At 71.7% G+C, this 21,067-nt stretch carries 17 protein-coding genes; 7 read left to right on the top strand and 10 right to left on the bottom strand.

Features of this window, described 5'->3' with window-relative positions:
• The 3 genes from ABZ860_RS08795 to ABZ860_RS08805 all read right to left on the bottom strand — a co-directional run.
• On the bottom strand, positions 1 to 860 hold an 860-nt coding region (locus ABZ860_RS08795), incomplete at its 3' end, for a VCBS repeat-containing protein (protein WP_357217049.1).
• A gap of 115 nt (positions 861 to 975) precedes the next feature.
• A complete protein-coding gene (locus ABZ860_RS08800) occupies positions 976 to 3,981 on the bottom strand; it encodes a BTAD domain-containing putative transcriptional regulator (protein WP_357217052.1) in 3,006 nt (1,001 codons plus the stop codon).
• A gap of 248 nt (positions 3,982 to 4,229) precedes the next feature.
• Positions 4,230 to 5,768 (bottom strand): LCP family protein, encoded by a 1,539-nt coding sequence (locus tag ABZ860_RS08805; protein ID WP_357217055.1) that lies wholly within the window; start codon positions 5,766 to 5,768, stop codon positions 4,230 to 4,232.
• Between the two features lie 54 nt (positions 5,769 to 5,822).
• Between ABZ860_RS08805 and ABZ860_RS08810 the strand changes: the two genes are divergently transcribed.
• Complete coding sequence (locus ABZ860_RS08810) at positions 5,823 to 6,881, top strand: glycosyltransferase family 2 protein (RefSeq protein WP_357217058.1); 1,059 nt, start codon at positions 5,823 to 5,825, stop codon at positions 6,879 to 6,881.
• Here the strand turns inward: ABZ860_RS08810 and ABZ860_RS08815 are convergent.
• The 3 genes from ABZ860_RS08815 to ABZ860_RS08825 are packed head-to-tail and all read right to left on the bottom strand — an operon-like array spanning position 6,858 to position 10,780.
• Positions 6,858 to 7,469 carry a Uma2 family endonuclease gene (locus tag ABZ860_RS08815; protein ID WP_357217062.1) on the bottom strand — a complete coding sequence of 204 codons (612 nt, stop codon included), beginning with the start codon at positions 7,467 to 7,469 and terminating at the stop codon, positions 6,858 to 6,860. The two genes, ABZ860_RS08810 and ABZ860_RS08815, sit on opposite strands and share 24 nt — an antisense overlap.
• A 19-nt stretch (positions 7,470 to 7,488) precedes the next feature.
• Positions 7,489 to 9,339: a CDP-glycerol glycerophosphotransferase family protein gene (locus ABZ860_RS08820; protein ID WP_357217065.1), complete on the bottom strand. Its 1,851-nt coding sequence runs from the start codon at positions 9,337 to 9,339 to the stop codon at positions 7,489 to 7,491.
• A 34-nt stretch (positions 9,340 to 9,373) separates the two neighbouring features.
• Positions 9,374 to 10,780, bottom strand: coding sequence for a bifunctional cytidylyltransferase/SDR family oxidoreductase (locus ABZ860_RS08825; RefSeq protein WP_357217068.1), 1,407 nt, complete (start codon positions 10,778 to 10,780; stop codon positions 9,374 to 9,376).
• Positions 10,781 to 10,949: 169 nt separating this feature from the next.
• On the opposite strand from ABZ860_RS08825, the gene ABZ860_RS08830 reads away from it, so the two are divergent.
• The 6 genes from ABZ860_RS08830 to ABZ860_RS08855 all read left to right on the top strand — a co-directional run bounded on the left by ABZ860_RS08830 (position 10,950) and on the right by ABZ860_RS08855 (position 17,058).
• Positions 10,950 to 12,461, top strand: a complete 1,512-nt coding sequence (locus ABZ860_RS08830; RefSeq protein WP_357217070.1) for a CDP-alcohol phosphatidyltransferase family protein — start codon at positions 10,950 to 10,952, stop codon at positions 12,459 to 12,461.
• Between the two features lie 73 nt (positions 12,462 to 12,534).
• The gene (locus ABZ860_RS08835; RefSeq protein WP_357217073.1) at positions 12,535 to 13,200 is read left to right on the top strand and encodes a DUF5941 domain-containing protein; all 666 of its coding nucleotides are present in this window, start codon (positions 12,535 to 12,537) and stop codon (positions 13,198 to 13,200) included.
• A 93-nt stretch (positions 13,201 to 13,293) separates the two neighbouring features.
• Positions 13,294 to 14,025 carry a phosphocholine cytidylyltransferase family protein gene (locus ABZ860_RS08840; protein ID WP_357217076.1) on the top strand — a complete coding sequence of 244 codons (732 nt, stop codon included), beginning with the start codon at positions 13,294 to 13,296 and terminating at the stop codon, positions 14,023 to 14,025.
• Positions 14,026 to 14,069: 44 nt separating this feature from the next.
• Positions 14,070 to 15,110: an iron-containing alcohol dehydrogenase family protein gene (locus tag ABZ860_RS08845; RefSeq protein ID WP_357217615.1), complete on the top strand. Its 1,041-nt coding sequence runs from the start codon at positions 14,070 to 14,072 to the stop codon at positions 15,108 to 15,110.
• Positions 15,088 to 15,846, top strand: a complete 759-nt coding sequence (locus ABZ860_RS08850; protein ID WP_357217078.1) for a CDP-alcohol phosphatidyltransferase family protein — start codon at positions 15,088 to 15,090, stop codon at positions 15,844 to 15,846. The genes ABZ860_RS08845 and ABZ860_RS08850 overlap by 23 nt, the downstream gene beginning before the upstream one ends.
• Before the next feature lie 330 nt (positions 15,847 to 16,176).
• Positions 16,177 to 17,058 (top strand): glycosyltransferase, encoded by an 882-nt coding sequence (locus tag ABZ860_RS08855; RefSeq protein ID WP_357217081.1) that lies wholly within the window; start codon positions 16,177 to 16,179, stop codon positions 17,056 to 17,058.
• Positions 17,059 to 17,154: 96 nt separating this feature from the next.
• On the opposite strand, the gene ABZ860_RS08860 is transcribed toward ABZ860_RS08855, so the two are convergent.
• The 4 genes from ABZ860_RS08860 to ABZ860_RS08875 all read right to left on the bottom strand — a co-directional run bounded on the left by ABZ860_RS08860 (position 17,155) and on the right by ABZ860_RS08875 (position 21,028).
• Complete coding sequence (locus tag ABZ860_RS08860) at positions 17,155 to 18,033, bottom strand: GNAT family N-acetyltransferase (RefSeq protein ID WP_357217084.1); 879 nt, start codon at positions 18,031 to 18,033, stop codon at positions 17,155 to 17,157.
• An 83-nt stretch (positions 18,034 to 18,116) separates the two neighbouring features.
• Complete coding sequence (locus tag ABZ860_RS08865) at positions 18,117 to 19,748, bottom strand: hypothetical protein (RefSeq protein ID WP_357217087.1); 1,632 nt, start codon at positions 19,746 to 19,748, stop codon at positions 18,117 to 18,119.
• Positions 19,745 to 20,641 carry an ABC transporter ATP-binding protein gene (locus ABZ860_RS08870; RefSeq protein ID WP_357217090.1) on the bottom strand — a complete coding sequence of 299 codons (897 nt, stop codon included), beginning with the start codon at positions 20,639 to 20,641 and terminating at the stop codon, positions 19,745 to 19,747. Before ABZ860_RS08870 ends, ABZ860_RS08865 begins: the two co-directional genes overlap by 4 nt.
• A gap of 9 nt (positions 20,642 to 20,650) precedes the next feature.
• Positions 20,651 to 21,028 (bottom strand): hypothetical protein, encoded by a 378-nt coding sequence (locus tag ABZ860_RS08875; RefSeq protein ID WP_357217093.1) that lies wholly within the window; start codon positions 21,026 to 21,028, stop codon positions 20,651 to 20,653.
• Positions 21,029 to 21,067 lie beyond the last annotated feature (39 nt).

A 21,067-nucleotide genomic window follows, 5' to 3' on the forward strand; every position in this document is an offset into this window, starting at 1 on the left:
CCGTTGAGGCCGAGTAGGTCGGTCTTGCCGTCGCTGTCGTAGTCGGCGACCCAGTAGCGGGTGACGGTCTTCCATCCGTCGGACAGGTGGATGCTCTGGCCGCGTGAGGGGTTGCCGGGGGTGCTGGTGCCGGGCACCATCCACAGGTCGTTGCCGCCGACGCCGAGCCCCAGGACGTCGGTCCTGCCGTCACCGTCGAAATCCACCAACCGCCCCGCCTGCGGATCGACCACCGGCCGGACGTCGTCGATGTTCTTGTTGTAGTGGATCGCGTGCTCGAAGTTCGTGGTGATGTCGCTCAAAGAACGGAAGCCGAGTTTGCCATTGTTGCTCTGCTTGTACGGGTTGCGCACCGTCTCGCCGGTCTCGTTGAACGAGTAGAAGTAGGCGCCCTCGGCGTGGTTGTCGTTGTTCTTCCAGAAGGCGAACAGCTCCATATGGTCCGAGAGCCCCTTGTAGCCGACGCGGAGGATCGCATCGCCGGGTTTCAGGTCGTTGAAGCCGCCCAGGCGAGTGATCTTGGTGCCGATCCAGCTCTCGAAGACGCTGGTGTCGTAGTAGTCCTCCGGCAGGTGCCACACCATCGACACCAGCCCGGAACAGTCGCGGCGGTACCGTTCGCTCCCGGCGGGCCCCGTCCGCCAGGTGCTTCTGTCCGAGCTGTTCAGATAGGTGTAGCCCTGGTCTACCCAGTACTGGGCGCGGGCCAGGATCTCGGCGGGGGTGATCTGACCGCCGGCGGTCGAGGCGGCGTGAGCCGGCGTGGCGATCGTGAGGGTGGTCACCGCCGCCCCTGCGAAGCCGAGGGACACCGCCGCCGTGATGCTGACTGCGCCGGAGATGAGGCGGTTGATCGTCATGGGGACCTTCCGGTGGGAGAGGGGATGTCGTCCGTGCACCGAAAGGTTCGATCGAGGCGCTGAAAACACGGTGAAAGTTCAGGGAAGGTGGTTTTCAGCGGCTCTTCTGGAGGTTTCAGAACGCGGGCGCGTCGCCGTTGAGCTCGCTGTATTCGCGTGCGCCGTGGTCGTGGAAGATCTTCAGCACTCCCGCCCGGATCGTCGCCGCCGTCTCGGCGTCGCCGCTCGCCTCGTGCAGCAGGGCCAGGGTGTGTTCCGTGCGGGCCTGCCAGAGCGGGGCCTCCATGCCCGCCCACACCTCCATGGCGGAGGCGAGGCAGGCGGCGGCGTCCGTCAGGTGGCCCTCGGCGAGGTGCAGTTCGCCCAGGGTACGCAGGGCCATTCCCAGCCCCCACCGGTCTCCCATGGCCTGACAGGTTGACAGCACGCCTTCCAGCGGGGCCAGAATCTGCCGCGTCTGGCCCAGCCGGAGCCGGGCCTTGGCGCACGCCCGGACGGAATAGGCCTCCAGCAGCCGATCGCCGAGCTGGACGAAGATGGCCGTCGCGGCGTCGGCGGTCTCGATGGCCGCGTCGTAGTGGCCAGTCGCCCTATGGAACAGGCTGATGGTGCGCAAGACCACCCCCTCGCCGCGGCGGCTGCCGAGGCGGCGGTAGCGGGCCAGCGACTCCTCCAGACCGGACCAGGCGGCCGGATAGTCCCCACGCTGCAGTCGCACCGAGGCGGCCAGCCGCCGCAGGTACGCGACACCGAGATCGTCGCCGAGGTCCGTGAGCAGGACGTCGGCCTGGTCCAGAAAGTGCAGCGCCTCGACCAGGCGGCCCGTCTCCCGGCAGGTCCCGCCGAGTCCGGCCAGCGCCACGGCCAGGCCGCGCGCGTCGCCCAACTCCCGGAAGGCGGCGAGTGCGTCGCCCAGGACGTGGCGCGCCTCCGGGAACCGGTCCTGGAGGTAGCGAAGGCGGCCCAGTTCGGCGAGCATGGTCGCCTCGCCGTGCCGGTCGCCCGCCCGGCGAGCCGCGGCCAGCGCCGCACCGTTGATCCGCTCCCGCGACTCGAACCTGTTGACGCCGAGGAACGACGGGCCGAGTCGCGCGGAGGCGAACCGGCAGACCATGTCGTGCAGGCCCAGCACGGCGGCGCGCTCCAGACCGACGACCAGCGCGGGCTGTTCGATCTCGAACCAGTCGTGCGGAGCCGCCAGCACCTGCGCGATCAGCGCGTCCGGGATCACCGGAGCGGCCGCGGCGGGGTGCATCCAGCCGATCTCATCGGACGGGGCGTCGGCCGCCACCTGGTCGGCCAGGGCGAGCCAGCCCCCGAGCACCCGGCCCACGGCCGCCGTGAGCCGCTCGGACGGCTCCTCCGCCTCCGCGCGCTCGCGTCCGTAAATGCGCACCAAGTCGTGCATCCGGTAGCGTAGCGTGCCCAGGTCGTCGACCCGGCTGAAGTCCACCATCTGGGCGTCGACCAGGCGTTCCACGATGTCTTCCGCGAGCTTGTCGTCGATGTCGCACAGCCAGGCGACGATCCACGGGGAGAATTCCGGAAGCCCCAGGTGACCGAGCCGCCGCAGCGCCAGGCGTTCGTCGTCGTCCAGTCCCCGGTAGCTCAGCTCGAAGCCGGACCGCACCTCCAGGTCGGCGATCGCCAGCTCGTCCAGCCTGCGCCGCTCGTCGGCCAGCCGGTCGGCGAGCAGCCGCAGCGGCCATCGCTGCCTGGTGGCCAGCCGGGCCCCGGCGATGCGGATCGCCAGCGGCAGCCGGCCGCAGAGATCGACGATGTCATGGGCCACCGCCCCCTCGGCGGCCACCCGCTCGGGTCCCACGATCCGGGCCAGCAACTCGACGGCCTCGGCGGGTCCGAGGACGTCCAGGTCGGTACGGCGCACACCGCTGAGTCCTCCGAGCCGGTTACGTGAGGTGATCAGTACGCCACTGGTGCCACCCGGCAGCAGTGGGCGCACCTGCGGCTCCCCGGCGGCGTCGTCCAGAAGCACCAGCACCCGGCGTCCGGCCAGCAGGCTTCGATAGAGCTCGGTTCGCTCGGCGGTGGCGGCGGGGAGGTCGGCCTGGTCCACCCCGAGCGCCCGCAGGAACCTCCCGAGCACTTCACCCGTATCGGCGGGAGCCTCGCTCATCCCGCGGAGCTCGGCGTACAGCCGGCCGTCGGGGAAGGCGTCCGCGACCTGGTGGGCGACGTGGATCGCCAGGGCGGACTTGCCGCTGCCGGCCCGGCCCGCGACGACCTGGATCGTCGGGGCCTCTCCCGACACCAGCGCCGTCACCAGGGCCGTGCTCTGCGCGAGACGGCCGGTGAAGTCGGCCGGCGCCAACGGCAACTGGGCCGGTACGGCGAGGCGGACCGTCTTTCCGGACGGCGGTGCCAGCAGGGAAAGGTCGCCGCGAAGGATGGCGTGGTGGAGGGCGGTCAGCTCCGGCCCCGGGTCCATCCCGAGGTCCTCGGCCAGGATTCGCCTGCCCTGCCGGAACGCGGCCAGCGCGTCGGACTGGCGGCCGAGCCGGTACAGAGCCGTCATGTACTGGCCGCGCAGCCGTTCGTTGACCGGATGGCGCCCGACCAGCGCGGCCAGTTCCGCCACCAGCCGGCCATGCCGGCCCAGCGCCAGGTCCGCCGCGATGCGTTCCTCGGTGGCGGTCAGCCGAAGCTGTTCCAACCGGGCGGCCTCCCCGGCCAGCGGTGAATCACTCAGCCCGGCGAGGGCGGGCCCGCGCCACAACGCCAGCGCGGCATCGAACGACTCGGAGGTCTCCTCGGACGTGGACGCCGAGCGTGCGTCGGCCATGCGCTGTTCGAACACGTCGACGTCCAGCGATCCGGCGGGGATCTGGGCCAGGTAGCCCGGAGCCCGGGTGACGATCACGTCCCGAGCGCCGGCGCGGGCCAGCGCCTGGCGTAACGTCTTGACGTAGGTCTGGATCGCGGCCTTCGCCGTCCCCGGTGGACTGTCCGGCCAGATGATGTCGATCAGACGGTGTGTCGGCACGACGTGCCCCTGTTCGAGCAGCAGCGCGGCCAGCAGCGTCTTCGGTTTGACTCCCCCCAGCGGGACCGGCGCCCCGGCGACCGTCACCTCGACCGGCCCCAACAGTCGAAACTCCACCGGCCACTCCCTGTCGCGTCGGTGCGGAACAGCAAGGTGAGGGCGTACCTGCCGGCGCGCCCGCCCGTCGGGCACCAACAGGGGTTCCGTGGTGCAAGGCGTCGGCGCGGCGGGGGTGGTTCAGAGGATCTTTAGGCCAGCATGGACAGTCTCCACCGACAGCGCAAGGTTCAGGTGGATATCACGATACTTACGGTCTTTCCGGTCTTCCCGTTTCATCAGTGCCGGCGCCGTTCGGGCATGTACGTTCACTGAGTCGGCGTCTTCTTGCAGATGTTCTGCGTGGCGGTGCGGGCCGAGGGGGTCGCCTGCGGCGAGGGCGTCGCCGGCGTGGCGGAGCCCTCCGGCGCGGCCACCGTCACCTTCTTGACGTCGTGGTTCTTCTGGCCCACGACGACCTCGATGCCGGTGACGTCCGGTTGCTCGCGCAACTCGGCGCCCGGGATGGCGGCGGCCACCGTACGCGCCGAGTCCTCGCGGCCGGGCGGGTAGCGGATGACGGTGGTGGCGAAGTCGCGGCGGGCCGTGTCGCCGGGGGGCGACGGCACCATGAACCCGGCCTCGACGAGGCGGGCCTTCGTGGTCGCGCCGAGGCCGGTGACGAGCGTGCCGTTGAGCACCTTGACCGAGATTCGGCCCGGCGGGATCGTGAGCGCCGTCGGAGAGGCCGCCGGGGAGGACGCAGAAGAGGACGCAGGGCTCGCCGACGCCGCGGGGCTGCCGGAAGGAGACGCCGAGGCCTGCGCCGGCGGCTTGACGAGGGACTGGTCGGCGTCGATCCGCTGGAACAGGTCACGGGCGGCCGTCTTGTCCCACAGCACCGCCGACTCGCCCGTCGGCGCGTGGTAGTTCACGTCGGCGAGCGGCACGGTCGCGAACGACACGTCGTCGGTCGAGACCTCCTTGAACTGGCTGACCATGCCGAGCAGGTCCTTCTGCAGCTCCTGGTCCACCCTGAGCGTCCTGAAGGTGGAGTCGAGGAACCCCTTCAGCCTGACCGGATTGGCCAGCGTGCCGCTGCTGAGCGCCTTGTTGAGCAGGGCGGAGATGACCTGCTGCTGCCGGTCGATGCGGTCGAGGTCGGAGCGGGCCGTGGCCCTCGTGCGGGCGTACGCGAGCGCGTTGACGCCGTCCAGCGTGTACGTGCCCGGCTGCAGGTTCAGCTTGGTCTTCGGGTCGTCGATGGGCACGGGGGTGCAGACGGTGACGCCGCCCAGCGACTCCACCACGTCGATGAACCCGAGCACGTTGACCTCGACGTAGTGGTTGATGCGCAGCCCCGTCGCCTGCTCCACCGTCTTCACGGCCAGCTTCGCGCCGCCGAACTGGTAGGCAGAGTTGATCTTGTGCTCGCCCTTGCCGGGGATCGTCGTCCAGGTGTCCCGCGGCAGGCTGACCACGGTGACCTTGTCGTGGTCCTCCGACAGGTGGATCACCATCATCGTATCGGTGCGCTCGCCGACGTCGCGGCCGAGGTGGAGCTGGTTCTGCTGGCGCCTGGTCAGGTTGTCGCGCCTGTCCACGCCCACGAGCAGGATGTTCATCGCCCCCCGGGACCCGGTCTCGCTCGTGCCCGCGTCCACCGCCTCGATCTGCCTGGCGGCGTAGTCCGACGACACCCACGCGACGCCCGAGCCGATCAGCACCACTCCGGACAGCGAGCCCGAAATGACCAGGGATCGGAGGTTCGTCCTCCGCCGGCGGGCGCGTTGCGCCGTCAGCCTCACCCCGCCGTACCCGTCGCCCCCTACGCGGACGCCGGAGTCCTCCTCATGGTCGCCGGGCATTCCCGTCCTCCGGTTGCCGTCTCCACCCCTCCGTACAGTAGCGTGAGCGCCGCCATGAAGCCCTTTCCCGACTCGCGACAGTCGCGCCAGAATCCCGCGCGGAACTGGCCGCCGATCTCGGTGATCATGCCGGTGCTCAACGAGGAGCGGCACCTGCGCGACGCCGTACGGCAGGTACTCGAACAGGACTACGAGGGCCCTCTCGAGGTCGTCATCAGCGTGGGCCCCTCCCATGACCGCACGCAGGAGGTGGCCGACGCCATCGCGGCCGAGGACCGCCGCGTCGTCGTCGTGCCGAACCCCACCGGCCGCACCCCCAACGCGCTGAACGCCGCCATCGCGGCCTCCCGCAACCCCATCGTCGCGCGGGTCGACGGGCACGCGATCCTGCCCCGCGACTACCTGCGTACGGCCGTGGAGACGCTGGAGCAGACCGGTGCGGACAACGTCGGCGGCATCATGGCCGCCGAGGGGATCACGCCGTTCGAGCAGGCGGTGGCCTGCGCCATGACCTCGAAGATCGGCGTGGGCAACGCGCGGTTCCACACGGGCGGGGAGGCCGGCCCGGCCGACACCGTCTACCTGGGCGTCTTCCGCCGCAGCGCCCTCGACCGGGTGGGCGGCTACGACGAGCACTTCCTGCGCGCGCAGGACTGGGAGATGAACCACCGCATCCGGGAGACCGGCGGGCTGGTGTGGTTCCAGCCGAGGATGCGCGTCACCTACCGTCCCCGGCCCAACGCGCGCGCCCTGGCCAAGCAGTACTTCCACTACGGCCGCTGGCGGCGGGTCGTCTCCCGCACCCACCAGGGCACGATCAACCTGCGCTACCTCGCCCCGCCCGCCGCTGTGGCGGCGATGGCGCTGGGCCTGGTGGTCTCGCCCTTCTTCTGGCCCGGCCTGATCATCCCCGCGGGCTACCTCGCGGCGATCCTCGCGGGTTCGGTCCTCACCGGACGCGGGCTGCCGGGTGCCGCGCTCGCGCGCCTGCCGCTGGTGTACGCCACCATGCACATCTCGTGGGGGACGGGCTTCCTGACCAGCCCCCCGAAGCTCAGCAAGCCCCGTCCCAAGCCGGAACGGGCGAGCCTAGAGGACCTCTTCGAAGACTGAGGTGTCCAGCGTGAAGCCGATCGGGTGGGGGACCTGGATCTCCCGCCCGAACGGCACCGTCGAGGTCACCTGGTACTGACCCTCCTTGGGGTCGCTGTAGACCGTGACCGAGGCGGGCCTCGTCAGCGGGTCCACGAGGAGCATCACCGGGACCCCGCCCCCGGCGTAGATCGCCGGCTTCTTGAGGCGGTCGTCCTCCGCGCTTCCCTTTGAGACCACTTCGGCGACCAGCAGAAGCCCGCTGGAGAACAACTCCCGGTTCCCCCAGCGTGGGCAGTCGACCGGTGCGATGACGAAGTCCGGCTCTACCGGATCGCGACTGCCGTCGATGCACACGTCCACGTTGCCGCTGAAGGCCTCCCATCCCCGCTCGTCCATGAGGGGGATGAACGCGCGGAACAGGCGCATGGCGGCTTGACCGTGTTCGGGAGCGTCCCGCAGGCGGGTGATGAGCCGTCCGTCGATCACCTCTGTCCGCAGTCCGGGCAGCGGAGGCAGCGCATCGAACAGTTCGCGCGGGGTTCTGGGCAGCGGCCGGCCGGGCACCGACGCCAGAGCGGGCCTGGGCGGCTCGTCGTCGGCATCCATAGAACTCTCCTCGGCTCGTTCAGTCGCGGGCGGAAGGGGCAAGGGCTTCGAGGCCGAGGGAGCGGGCGCGGGCCTCGGCGCGGGCGGCGGCACGCCGTACGGCCTCCTCGAAGCGGGTCAGCGGGTCCGGGTGGTCGGCGCCGAGCAGGTAGGCGCGCAGGGCCCGCCGGGCCGCGGCCATGTCGTCCTCCCCGGGCACGCCGAGGCGGCGCAGGATGTCGGGCAGCTCCGCCAGGTCGGGCCCGAGCAGGTACGCCGCCCCGGCGGCCGGATAACGCTCGCGGAACCGGTCCGCGGGAAGGCCCGCCACGTTGGCCACGACGTACGGCTTGCCGCTGGCCACGAAGTCCGACACCACACTGGAGATGTCGGAGACCAGCACGTCGGCCTCGTTGAAGCACTCGTAGAGCGACGGCTCCCGGCCCGTCACGGCGACGTGGGGCATTCCCGTGCTCTCGCCCAGCAGAGCCATGATCTTCCGATGCGCCGCCCTGGCCGCCGGTGAGCGGTGCCCGGTGAGCGGATGGGGCTTGTAGATCACCCGCACCGGCTGGTCGAGCAGGGCGCGCACGATCGCCGGTCCCATGGCGACGAGCGAGCTGTGGAACAGGTCGTCGCTCCACCCCTCCCACGTGGGCGCGTACAGGACGGTCTGGTGCGGCGCCGCCCCTTCGGCGTACGGGCTGGTGCGCAGCACCCCGGCGAGCTGGGGCCGGCCGACCTCCTCGACGACCTCGTCCCGCACGCCCACCTGGGCGCGCAGGTAGCGGTCCCGCCCGGCCGGCCCGGCCACCCAGACCTCGTCGTACACCTTCGTGTACGGATTGAAGGACGCCTCCTTGTCGCTGTCGCCGTGGCCGATGAACACGCTCCGCACCCCCGGCACCCGGAGCATGTGGATGTTGTTGCCGACGTTGGCGGGGAACAGCGCGACCCGCACGCCGTCGAGCGCGCGGAAGTTCATGAGGTCGACCGACGAGGGGATGCACACGACGGGCAGCCTCGTCGGGCCGAGGGCCGCGGCCAGCGGCCGCTCGCGCAGCACCACCAGCGTCCTCGGCGTGATCCGCTCCAGCGTGCCGAGCCACATGGTGGCCTGGTAGACCGCCGTGGCCGGTCCCGAGAAGTACATGACGACCTCGGGCCGGTAGGCCGCGACCCAGTCGTCCACGGCAGCGAGGACCCGCCGCCGGTCGCCCAGGTGCCTGGCCCGCCTCGCGTGGGCCAGCAGCGCGACCACGGCGGTGAGCTCCAGCATCAGGGCCGCGCCGGCGCCCGCCACGCCCGTCCAGCCCAGGCCCATGGGCGCCGTCGCCGCCGCGGGCACGACCGCGAGCGCGTCGAGGTAGAGCAGCCGGGCACCGCGCCAGGTGAGCAGCGCGTGGGGCGGCGCGGGCGGGATCCGCAGCGCGGGCAGGTCGATGTTGCGGGTCACCACCGGCATCTGGTTGTGCCGGCGGTCGACGTGCTCGGAGAGCCACGTCTGCACGGCACGCAGGCCGTGGAACAGGAACAGCCCGGCCGCCAGCGCCGCGAACCACAACGGCCGGCCCGGCGCCAGCCGCGCCAGCAGCACGACGGCGGCCGTCTCACGCGACAGGAAGCGGACCGTGGCCCCGAGATGGGCCCGGCTCAGCGCCCCCGCCGCCCGGCCGGGCAGTGCGATCTCCGCGGCGTACGACAGCGGCACGAGCACCGCGAAGGTCGCGGGCAGCGGCCACAGGGCGGCCGCGAGCAGGGCCGGGTATGACGCGAGCGTGAGCGCGGTGAACGCGCCCCTGCGCCCGCCGGCAAGGCTTCTCAGCGCCGGCCGCCGGACTATCGCGACCAGTGTGTTCGGGGCTCTGCGCCCCGTGATGTTTCCCCCCATGGGCGAGCGCCCGTCCCTCCGTACATGGTTGCGGTCATCGGCTGAGCCGTACGTCCACGACCTGTCCCGTGAGACGGGACAGCAGCACGTCGATGCTGGTGCGGGCGACGGCGGCGGGGGAGAGAAGCGTTCCGGCGGGTTCGTCGCCGAACGCGCGCAGCCGCATGGGGGTGGCGGTGCGCTCGGGGTTGACGCAGTTGACGCGGACACCCTGGCAGGCCCACTCGTCGGCGAGCGCCTGGGTGAGGTTGACGACGGCGGCCTTCGTGGAGGAGTAGAGGCTGTAGTCGGCCCGGCCGCGGGTGTAGGACGAGGAGGTGTAGAGCAGCAGGTGGCCGCGGGTCTCCATCAGGTACTTCACGGACGCGCGGGCGATGTTGACCGGTCCGAGGTAGTTGACCCCGATGGTCTCCTCGATCGTGTGCTGCCCGGCCTCGCCGAGCTTGCCCATGTGCAGCACGCCCGCCGTGTTGACGACGTAGTCGATCCTGCCGGTCTCGGCGTACACCCGGGCGAGCGCGTCCTCCACGGCGGCGACGTCCTCGACGCGCACGCCGTTCTGGCTGCGGGAGAACGAGTGGACGCTCGCGCCGTACCCTCTGGCCAGCGCGACGATGTCCGCGCCGATGCCGTAGCTGCCGCCGAAGACCACGAGCGTGCGGCCCTCCAGCCCGGCCCGGTAGGCATCCTCGTCCAGCGCGGGCGCGGTGTTCTCGGCGAGCTGGAAGAGCTTGTCGGCGATGAAGACGTCGACCGGATGGGTGACCTTCATGTTGTGCTCGCTGCCGGGCACGATGTAGATCGGCACGTCGGGCAGGTAACGCAGCACGACGCCGCAGTCGTCCGTCGTGGGCAGCGAGGGGAACTCGGGGTCGGCGAGGGCCCGCTCGTACGCCGCCCGGATCACCGACAGCCGGAAGCACTGCGGGGTCTGCCCCCGGCGCAGCCGCGAGCGGTCGGGGATGTCGCGGATGATGTCGCCGCGCGGGCCCGGCGCGGCCACCACGATCGTGTCGGAGGAGGGGATCGCCACCTCGACCGCCTCGTAGCGTTCGAGCGCGGCCACGCACTCGCTGATGATGCGCGGCTCGATCAGCGGCCGTACGGCGTCGTGCAGCAGCACGTCGCACTCCTGCTCGCCCAGCGCGCACAGCGCCCGCCAGGTCGTCTCGGTGCGGCTCGCGCCTCCTTCGAGCACCCGGCCGACCTTGGTGTAGCCGTTCCTCCTGACGAGCTCCTCGGCCTCCGCGACGAAGCCGGGGGCCATCAGGACGACGACCTCGTCGATCTCCGGGTGGCCGTCGAACACGTCGAGGGTGTGCTCCAGGATCGTCTTCCCGGCGATCTTCAGAAGCTGTTTCGGGGTGTTGAGGCCCACGCGCTGGCCGACGCCGCCGGCCAGCACCACCCCCACCCTGCGCAGACGCGATTCGGCGATCATGATGTCCTCCCCGGAGGAGACCATACCCGTGCCGGAAGCCGGAGAAGGTGATTGCCACCTAGTGATCACTCGGTTACTTTGCGAGGTGAGCACGTGCGATCGACGTGAAGCGGGTTTCCATATGGGGGCGGATCCGAGTAAGCCCGGTACGTCACGGGACACAGAGACGGTGGCGGTCGTCCTCGCGACCTCGCCGGCCGCCGGGCTGCCCTGGTCCGACGGCGCCCGGTCCGACGGCAGCCTCCTGGAGCGGCTCACCGCCCAGCTCCTCACGCTGCCGGTCCGCGAGGTGCTGGTCGTGGTGCGCAGCCAGGACACCCAGGCGGGAGGGTGGGAGAGGGACGCGGACAGCAGCGGCCCGCGCCACCAGATCTGCGTCAGCGACGGGCTCGCCGAGGACCTGCGGATCGTGGCCAAGACGGCCCGCGCCTCGACCTCCCCGGTCGCCGTGCTGGCTGCCGACGTGGTCGCGCACACCGAGGCGCTGTCGCTGCTGCTCGAACATCCCGCGCGCCCGACCGGCGCGATCGTCGCCAGCGGCGACCCGGCCCCACTGCGGCCGCCCGTACGGACCGAGTGGGGCCGCGTCGTGTCTGCGGGCACGTCCTTCCACGAGGTCGAGTGGGCCAACGGCACGTTCCGCGGCGTCCTCCAGGTCGGGGAGGCCCACCTGGCCGGCCTGGCCGACATCGCCGAGGACCTGGCCGACCTGGCCCAGCGCCGCCACCTCGGTCGGGTCGGCGACGGCGAGGTTCCCGAACTGCTGCTCACGGGCCTGGTGCGGGCGGGCGTGCAGGTGCACGCCGTCGCGCTGAACACCCTGCACTGCGGGCGGGCCGGCACGCGCCCTGCCGCCGAGCGCGCGGTGCGCGAGCTGGCCGACGTCGACGAGGCGCAGGCCAGGCTCGACGCCGCGGTGAAGAGCGGCGACGGCTTCTTCACCACGTACTGCGTCAGCTCGTGGTCGCGTCACCTCATCCGCCCGGCCGCCCGTCTCGGCCTGACCCCGAACACGGTCACCGGCATCTCGGTCGGGTTCGCCGCCATCGCCGCGATCTGGTTCTCCGACGGCCGCCGGGCGGGGCTCGTGGTCGGCGCCGCCGCGCTCTACCTGTCGTTCGTGCTCGACTGCCTGGACGGCCAGCTCGCCAGGTACACGCGCCGCTTCTCCCCGCTCGGGAGCTGGCTCGACGCCATCTGCGACCGGCTCAAGGAATACCTGGTGTACGTCGGCCTGGCGGCCGGATATTTCGCCGGATCGCGGGAGCCGTGGGAGATCTGGGCTCTGGCGGTGGGCGCGATGATCCTCCAGACCATCCGCCACATGGTCGACTTCTCCTACGCGGGAGCGGTGGCCGACCGGGCCAGGGCGGCGGGCCTGCGGGCGGCGGCCCCGCGTCCGATGGCCGTGCCCTGGGACGAGGCGCCCGCGGCGGCCGCCGCGAAGGGCACCGGATCGGTGCTGGCGCTGTCGCGGCGGCTCGACGCGCTGAGCGGCGCGAGGGGCGTGGCCTACTGGGCGAAGAAGATGATCGTCCTGCCGATTGGGGAGCGCATGGCGCTGATCTCGGTGACGGCCGCGCTGTTCGACGCGCGGGTGACGTTCCTCGCGCTGCTGGGCTGGGGCGCGGTGGCCCTGGCCTACACGGCCGCCGGGCGGATGGCGAGGTCCTTCGCATGAGCGAGCGTAGCGAGCGAATCAGTCAACGCAGCGTCTGGCGCATGCCACTGCGAGCCGAAGGCGAGGAGGTGGCATGAGTCGGCGCCCCCGTGAGGCCGGCGGGAAGTCCCGGGGCGCGATCTCCGTGCACATGACGCCGGTGCCGCCCAGCGCCGTGGTGGCCTACCGCGACGACGGCCCGCTGTCGAAGGCGATGGGGCTGCTCGTGGCCGGGCAGCTCCCGCCGCTGCCGCCCGCGGTCGCGGGGGCCTTCGTGACCGCCGTGCTGCTGGTGCTCGGCATCGCCGGGGCCGACGACTTCGCGGTCTTCGCCCCGGCGGTGGCCCTGCTGCTGGCCGGGGCGGGCAGCGCCCACCGGCACGACGGCAGGCTCGACTGGCTGGCGCCGCCGATCCTGCGGCTGACCGAGTACGGCTTCATCGCCTCGGCCGGGTTCGCCCGCTCCGTCCCACCGGCGCTCATCGTCGCGCTGATCGGCGCGATGGCCTTCCACCACTACGACACGGTCTACCGGCTGCGCCAGCACGTGTATCCGCCGCCGTGGCTGGCGACGGCCGGGCTGGGCTGGGACGGCCGGATGCTCGTCGTCGCCATGGGCGGCCTGCTCGACGTGATGACCGCCGTGTTCGTGCTGCTCGCGCTCTACCTGTGGGCCCTGTTCGGCTGGGAGAGCCTGACCTGCTGGCTCGCCGCCCCCCGCACTCCCGACGAGGCCGTGGAACCGGCAGCCCAGGATTAACGTCAGACCAACGGTGGATTACCCAAGCGGGGTGCCGAGCCAACTAACCTTTGGGGTTACTGTCTGACGCTCGACCTCAAGGAGTGCGGGAAATTGCTCGGAATGGTGCTGGCCGCCGGAGCCGGACGTCGCCTGCGGCCGTACACCGACACGCTGCCAAAGGCGCTGGTGCCGGTCGACGGTGAAACCACGATCCTCGACATCGCCCTGCGTAACCTGGCGGCCGTGGACCTCCGCGAGGTCGTGGTGATCGTCGGCTACCAGGCGCAGGCCGTACGGGAACGGCAGGCCGACCTGGAGCGGCGCCACGGGGTGACGCTCACGCTTGTCCACAACGACAAGGCCGAGGAGTGGAACAACGCCTACTCCCTGTGGTGCGCCCGCGACTACTTCTCCCAGGGCGCGCTGCTGGTCAACGGCGACACCGTCCACCCCGTGTCGGTGGAGCGGACCCTGCTGGCCGCCGAGGACACCTCCGACATCCTGCTCGCCGTCGACGACGTGAAGTCGCTGGCGGACGAGGAGATGAAGGTCACACTGGAGGACGGCCGGCTGAAGCGGATCACCAAGCTGATGGACCCTGCCGAGGCGTACGGCGAGTACATCGGCGCCACGCTGATCCGGCCCGCCGCGGCCGAGCGGCTGGCCGACGCGCTGAAGGCCACCTTCGAGCGCGACCCGCAGCTCTACTACGAAGACGGCTACCAGGAGATGGTCGAGCGCGGCGAGAAGATCGCCGTCGCGCCGATCGGCAAGGTCGAGTGGGTCGAGGTGGACAACCACGACGACCTCGCGAAGGCCCGTGAGATCGCGTGCCGTTACTGATTTCCGCGGTCTTCTGAGGAGTTCGCATGCCGATTCTGGCAAGGATGCTCCCCGCGCCTCTCACGATGGAGGTGCGGCGGGGCGCGATCGCGCAGCTCGGCACCCTGCTCGCCGACAGCAGGGTGGCCACCTCCGGCCGGGTCGCGGTCGCGGTCGGCGTCGGGCAGGGCGACCGCATCGCGGAGGTCATCGCGCCGTCGCTGGGTGAGGCCAAGGTGCTCCGGGTGGCGGACGGCACCGTGGACGCCGCCGTGTCACTCGGCGCGGACCTGCGCAAGGGCAACTACGAGGCGGTGGTCGGCGTCGGCGGCGGCAAGACGATCGACGCCACCAAGTACGCCGCGTCGCTCGCCGGCATCCCGATGGTCGCGGTCGCCACCAACCTCTCGCACGACGGCATCTGCTCGCCGGTGGCATCGCTCGTGTACGAGGGCGGCAAGGGCTCGTTCGGCGTCCCCATGCCACTGGCGATCATGGTCGATCTCGAGTTCGTCCACGACGCCCCGTCCTCGCTCGTCCGGTCTGGAATCGGCGACGTGCTCAGCAACCTGTCCGCCATCGAGGACTGGCAGCTCGGCAACACCGAGCGGGGCGAGCCCATCGACGGGCTGGCGATCTCCATGTCGCGCACCGCCGCCGAGGCCGTGCTCGGCCGGCCGGACTCGGTCGAGTCGGACGCGTTCCTGACCGTGCTCGCCGAGGCGCTGATCCTGTCCGGGATGTCGATGGTCATCGCAGGGTCAAGCCGTCCGGCGAGTGGCGGCGATCATGAGATCCTTCATGCTGTGGATCAGCTCTTCCCCGGCACCTCCAATCACGGTGAGCTGGCCGGCATCGGCGCGGCGTTCTGCTACTTCCTCCGTGAGGACGCGCACCGGCTCGGCCAGGTGACCGGCTGCCTCAGGCGGCACGGCCTGCCCGTCGCACCGGGCGACGTCGGCCTGTCGATCGACCAGTTCACGGCCGCGGTGATGCTGGCCCCCAGCACCCGGCCCGGCCGCTACACCATCCTTGAGCACCTCCGGCTGTCGGAGCACGAGGTCCGTGGGAGAGTTGAGGACTATGTCCGCGCCGTCGGTCGCTGAGCTTCGCGCGGTCGCCCAGCCGCAGACCACCATGGACCGCCGCAGCGGCGAGCACTGGGCCGGCCTGCTGTACATGCGGCGCCTGTCCATCTACGCCACCTGGCTGCTGGCCAAGACCCCCATCTCGCCGAACCAGGTCACCGGTCTGATGATCCTGTGCGGGGTGGCGGCGGGCGCCGTGCTCGCCCTCCCGGGCTTGTGGGCGGCGCTGGGCGCGGCCCTGCTCATCCAGATCTATCTGCTGCTCGACTGCTCGGACGGGGAGCTGGCCCGGTGGACCGGCCGCACCTCGATCACCGGGGTCTATCTCGACCGGGTCGGGCACTACTTCGCCGAGGCGGCGCTGCTGATCGGGCTGGGCTTCCGGGCCTCGGAGACCCTGCCCGACTGGTACACGGTGATGGGCCTGGCGGCGGCGCTCGGCGCGATCCTGATCAAGTCGGAGACCGACCTCGTCGACGTCGCCCGCGCCCGGTCGGGCCTGGTGGCGACCACCGAGGCGGCGGCGCAGCAGTTCACCTCGCCGCGGCTCGCGCTGGCCCGCAGGGCCGCGGCGGCGCTGCGGTTCCACCGGGTGATCCAGGCCGTCGAGCTGTCGCTGATCGTCGTGGTCGCGGCGGTGCTCGACAACTGGTTCTCCGCCACCCGCATCCTCGTGGTCGCCTGCGTCGTCATCGCGGGAGTCCAGCTCGTGCTGCACCTGGTCAGCATCCTCGCCTCCCGGCGGCTGTCATGAGCGCGTCGTTTCCCGCGCGGGCTTTCATTAGAGCGATCCGGAGGGGCGCGCCGCCGGTCTGGACTGAGGAGCGCGCGGGAGCGAAGCGACCAGAGCGCGACGAGGGGGGTTCATGGCGCGCCTCCGGCACGACCGAGCGGATATGAGCGCCGCGATGGTGAGCGGGAGGCACAGCCGACCGGCCGTACATTCGCCGTTGGGTAGGGGTTTGGTGGCAGTTCCGATACCCTTATGCCACGGTAAACCAGGCAGATTCCGGATTGCCCGGCCATACAGACTCGGTGATCATGAAGTCGTGTGTAGTGCGCCCCACGTCGAGGCGATGACGCGGTGAAAATCTCCTGTGTCATCCTCACTATGGGCAACAGGATCGCCGAGCTCGACCGGGCGGTGGAATCCGCGCTCACCCAGACCGACGGCGACATCGAGGTGGTCATCGTCGGCAACGGCGCGGACGTGCCGGAGCTGACCGTCCAGCCGCTGCCCGGCACCGCCGCGAGCATCAAGACCGTACGGCTGGAGTACAACGCGGGCATCCCCGAGGGGCGCAACCGCGGCGTGCAGGAGTGCTCGGGCGACATCGTCCTGTTCCTGGACGACGACGGCTGGTATGCCAACTCCAAGGTCGCCGCGCACGTCCGCGAGCGGTTCACGCACGAGCCCGACCTCGCCGTGATCAGCTTCCGGGTGATGGACCCCGAGGGCGGCTCGGTGCAGCGGCGGCACGTGCCCCGCCTGCGGGCCGGCGACCCCGAGCGGTCCTCCCCGGTGACGACCTTCCTCGGCGGCGCCTGCGCCATCAGGAAGTCGGCGTTCCTGCAGGTCGGCGGGCTGCCGGAGAAGTTCTTCTACGCCCACGAGGAGACCGACCTCGCCTGGCGCCTGCTCGGCGAGGGCTACCGCATCGAGTACGACGCCGAGACGGTCATGTACCACCCGCTGGTGCTGCCGTCCCGGCACACGGACTTCTACCGGCTGAACGCCCGCAACCGCGTTTGGCTGGCCCGGCGCAACCTGCCGTGGCCGCTCGCGATGTTCTACCTGCTCAACTGGGTCGTGCTCACGCTCGTACGCGAGCGCTCGATGCCCGCGATCAAGGCGTGGTTCCGCGGCTTCTTCGAAGGGCTGCGCGAGCCGGCGGGCGAGCGCCGTCCCATGGCCTGGCGCACCGCCTGGCGCATGCTCCGCCTCGGCCGCCCGCCCATCGTCTAGGGCCCGTCGTCCAGGGCCTGTCGTCCAGGGCGCTCGGTCGATCTGGCGGACGACGGCTGCGGTGCGAGCCGATGACGGCGCCCCACGTCTCGGTGCTCAGCCGAGCGCCGACATGAACGAGGCGACGAGACGGGAGCGGTCGCCGGGGAGCGCCCGCCCGCCGTGGACCATGAAGGACGTCGTGGAGGCCCGCGCCAGGCCGCGTCCGGCGAGCCACGAGATCAACTGCTGGCGGCGGTGGTCGAGGTCGATCCTGACCGGGACGACCGAGTCCCCGGCCAGGGCCGTGACGAGGGCGCGGGCGCTCTCGTCGTCCTCCGCGACGATCGGGCCGACGAACAGTCTGTCGCCGCTCCGCCAGGCCGCACCGTAGCCGGTGATCTCGCCGTCCCGCTCGGCGACCCTGACCTGCTCGGCGAAGGCGAACAGGCGGGCCAGCAGACGCGACCGGTCGGCCCCGAAGACCTCGACGTCGAGGGCGCACAGCGCGGCCAGGTCCCGTCCGGGTTCGGCGAGCCGTGAGGCGTTCCGGCCGGGACCCGACTCGCCGTACGGGCCGTCGCCGGCGTCGAAGCGGCCGACCCGGGCCTCGATCACGCCGACCGTCTCGAAGCCCAGCTTCTCGTACAGAGGCCGGCCGTACTCCGTCGCGCACAGGAACAGGGTCGCGTCGCCGGCCGCCGCGAGGACGTGGTTCAAGAGACGGCGTCCCAGCCCTCGCCCGTTGTAGCGGGAGGCGACCAGCATCATGCCGACCGCGGCCGCCGTCCTGTCGTATCGGGTGAGGACGACGGTCCCCGCCAGGCCGCCGCCGTCCGGGGCGTCGACGCCGAAGCCCTCGCCGTTCTCCAGCAGGAGCCGCCACTTGCGCTCCTCCCTCGGCCAGGACCGGTCCTGGGCCACATCGAGGCAGTGGGGCAGGTCGCCGAGGCCGAGGCGGCGGACAGGCGGGAAGGACGGGTCTGCGGGCTTCATGGGCACCTTTCGCTTGGCGGCCCTCCGACCGTAGCGCCCCCCGCCCCACCCCGGCTCATGTTGCCCGACGGCGGCGGTCCTCGTCAGCGGGTCGCGTGGCGGGCGGTGCGGACGGCCAGGGCGGCGCAGAGCAGGGCCGCGGCGAGGCCGGTCACGACGAGCGGGGACGGCCCGGCGGGCAGCCCCGCCACACGGACCGCGCCCATGTAGTCGACGGCCGCCGTCCCGTTGACCACGAGATACCACAGACCGAGGTAGACGACCTGGAAGACCCGGTGCGTACGGCAGGCCGCGCCGAGCGCCAGGGCGAGCGAGGGCACCAGCAGCGCGCCGCCCGCCCACGAGCCCACTCCAGGCCAGTCGGCGGCGACCGCCATGCGGACGAGGGGCCCCACACCGGTCGCGGCCGTGAGGACGACCCCCGCCGCCCACTCCGCGAGCAGCCCGCGCCAGGGTGCGGGATAGGCGCCGAGCAGCCCCTCCACGCCGTACTCCACCCGTTGGGTGCCCAGCCTCGACCAGATCAGCACCGGCCATATCCAGGCGAACGGGAGCATGGTCGCGGGCTCCGGCGTGGCGAAGGCGGCCGCCGTCACCCCGGCGGCCACGAGCCACCACCAGCGTGAGACGCCCTGGAGGAGGATGCGCAGCTCACCGGCGAGAAGCCGTCGCAACGCCCGGCCCGGACGCGGCGTGCCCGAGGGCGCGGTCCGGAGGGTCGTCAGGAAGGCCGGCCGGCTGCCCTCGGCGGTGACGCCCGGCTCGTACGGCGTGACGGCCGGGGCGGTGAGACGGCGCGAAGGGTCGAACCGGGCGAACCAGAGACACGGCAGCAGCGCCAGGACGACCGCCACCAGGACGAGGACGAGACGGGTGCCGAGGAACGCGCCGGTGACGGAGAAGCCGTCCCACTGGAAGGTGCGCAGCGGCCTGGCGACGGCGGTCAGGCCGAGGCTGAACTCCCGGCCGTGCACGTCGACGCCCTGCACGTGGATGCTCTGTGCGGCGAGGGCGGCGCGCATCGAGTCGGCGGCCCACTGAGTAGCTGCGTGCACCCCGAGACCGCCGAGAGGCGCCCTCCGCGACTGGCCGCCGATCAGGAGGACCAGGGAGACGACGAACCAGACGACGTTTCCCACGCCGCCCCGCAGCAGCGGCACGGTTTCGAACAGCACCGCGGCCGCCGCCGTCAGCGCCAGCGGCGGCAGCGTGATCGTCACGAAGGGCAGCAGGAGCGCCACCGGATCCACGGCTGCGGACTCGCCCCGGGCGAGCTGCATGATCGGCGCGGTCACCGCGAGCACGGCCGCCATCGACGCGAGCACCAGGAAGTCGCTGAGGAACTTCCCCAGCAGATAGGCGGAGGTGCGCAGCGGCGTGGCGGCGACGAGCTGGCCCACGCGGGTGCGCTCGTCCCGGCCGATCGCGTCGCGCACCAGGTAGAAGCCGCCCACGGTGAGCCAGAGGGCGCCGGCGAGCGCGGTCGCCGTTCCGACCCAGGCGCTGGTGTAGACGCCGCGGTAGCCCCCGACGTCCAGGATCACCCACCTGGAGTCCGCGGGCGGGACGGCCAGCCGGGCCAGGCCGACCGCCGCCAGCAGGATCAGCGCGTACGCGGGCCGCCGCACCCGCTCCCGGAAGTCGGCGACGGCGAGCGCGACCGTCGCCCGCGCCGTGACCCCCGCCGAAACCCGCCCCGCGACCCGTGCCGTCATCGGGCCGCCTCCCGGACGCCGCCGCCCACGACGGCGAGGTACAGGTCCTCCAGGTCGGGGGGCACCCGTACGGCGTCGGCGGCCGGCGGCGCGTCCGACAGGAGCCGCAGGCGGATGCCGTCCACCGTGCGGATCACCCGGCCGGCCGGGTGGCGCTCCCGCAGGACGGCGGCCTCGGCGGGCCCGGCGACCGTCTCCCAGACGTGGCCGTCGACCTCGGCGAGCAGCGCCTCGGGGGTGCCGCGCCGCAGCAGCCGTCCCCCGGCCACGACGGCGACGTCGGACGCGACGGACTCGATGTCGGACACGATGTGCGTGGACAGCAGGACCACCCGGTCCTCCGCCAGGTCGGCGAGTATGGCGCGGAACCGCACCCGCTCCTCGGGGTCGAGCCCCGCCGTCGGCTCGTCCACGATCAGCACCCTCGGATCGGTCAGCAGGGCCTGGGCGATGCCGATCCGGCGCAGCATGCCGCCGGAGTATCCGCCGAGGGGCGTCCGGACCGCCTCCGTGAGGTTGACCAGTTCGAGCAGCTCGTCGACACGCGCACGCGCCGTACGCGCGGCCAGCCCTTTCAGCGCGGCGAGGTAGGAGAGGAACTCCCGCGAGGTCAGGTGCGGGTAGACGCCGAAGTCCTGCGGGAGATAGCCGAGAACCCCGCGCAGCGCGTCGGGCCGGGACACCACGTCGGTCCCGTCGAACAGGACGCTGCCGCGGGTCGGCCTGGTGACCGTCGCGCAGATCCGCATCAGCGTCGACTTCCCCGCGCCGTTCGGGCCGAGCAGGCCGAGCAGTCCCGGGCCGCACCGCAGGGTGAGGCCGTCGACCGCGCGCCTGCCGCCCTTGTAGATCTTGGTGACGTCCACCAGTTCGAGCGTCGGAGTATCGATCATCTCGTCCCCCTACTCGGGCAGGCCGCGCAGGTCCGTCTTACGGCCGTCGCGCAGCACCCTGACCTCGCGAGGCACCTCGACCCGGTAGCGGGCCGAGCAGTCGGCCCACCCGGAGCATCCCGCGTCGAGATCGAGCCTGTTCCCGTCGAGCGTCTGACTGGAATGGGGATTGGTGCCGTGCACGTCGAACCACAGGGTGACCTTGATGTCCTTCCTGTCCGCCGAGACGAGGTCGGTCGGGGTGTCGTGCGCCCGCACGTCGAGCGTCCTGCCGCTGAACGAGAAGGTCTGGGACACCGGTGTGGCCTTCGAGGCGTCCGCGCAGCCGCTCACAACCGCCGCCGCGAGCACCGCCAGGACACACCACACCGTCTTGCGCGTAGTCATTCGGATCCTCCGGTTGAGCCGTCCCGAGCAGGATCCGCT

This window comes from Microbispora sp. NPDC046973, assembly GCF_040644495.1.
GTDB lineage: Bacteria > Actinomycetota > Actinomycetes > Streptosporangiales > Streptosporangiaceae > Microbispora.

What these genes read in the sequence shown, in the direction of transcription:
- ABZ860_RS08810 (WP_357217058.1), top strand. Translation starts at nt 5,823, where the DNA reads ATGAAGCCCTTTCCCGACTCGCGACAGTCGCGCCAGAATCCCGCGCGG.
- ABZ860_RS08875 (WP_357217093.1), bottom strand. Translation starts at nt 21,028, where the DNA reads ATGACTACGCGCAAGACGGTGTGGTGTGTCCTGGCGGTGCTCGCGGCG.
- ABZ860_RS08820 (WP_357217065.1), bottom strand. Translation starts at nt 9,339, where the DNA reads ATGGGGGGAAACATCACGGGGCGCAGAGCCCCGAACACACTGGTCGCG.
- ABZ860_RS08835 (WP_357217073.1), top strand. Translation starts at nt 12,535, where the DNA reads ATGAGTCGGCGCCCCCGTGAGGCCGGCGGGAAGTCCCGGGGCGCGATC.
- ABZ860_RS08865 (WP_357217087.1), bottom strand. Translation starts at nt 19,748, where the DNA reads ATGACGGCACGGGTCGCGGGGCGGGTTTCGGCGGGGGTCACGGCGCGG.
- ABZ860_RS08845 (WP_357217615.1), top strand. Translation starts at nt 14,070, where the DNA reads ATGCTCCCCGCGCCTCTCACGATGGAGGTGCGGCGGGGCGCGATCGCG.
- ABZ860_RS08850 (WP_357217078.1), top strand. Translation starts at nt 15,088, where the DNA reads ATGTCCGCGCCGTCGGTCGCTGAGCTTCGCGCGGTCGCCCAGCCGCAG.
- ABZ860_RS08860 (WP_357217084.1), bottom strand. Translation starts at nt 18,033, where the DNA reads ATGAAGCCCGCAGACCCGTCCTTCCCGCCTGTCCGCCGCCTCGGCCTC.
- ABZ860_RS08805 (WP_357217055.1), bottom strand. Translation starts at nt 5,768, where the DNA reads ATGCCCGGCGACCATGAGGAGGACTCCGGCGTCCGCGTAGGGGGCGAC.
- ABZ860_RS08825 (WP_357217068.1), bottom strand. Translation starts at nt 10,780, where the DNA reads ATGATCGCCGAATCGCGTCTGCGCAGGGTGGGGGTGGTGCTGGCCGGC.
- ABZ860_RS08870 (WP_357217090.1), bottom strand. Translation starts at nt 20,641, where the DNA reads ATGATCGATACTCCGACGCTCGAACTGGTGGACGTCACCAAGATCTAC.
- ABZ860_RS08815 (WP_357217062.1), bottom strand. Translation starts at nt 7,469, where the DNA reads ATGGATGCCGACGACGAGCCGCCCAGGCCCGCTCTGGCGTCGGTGCCC.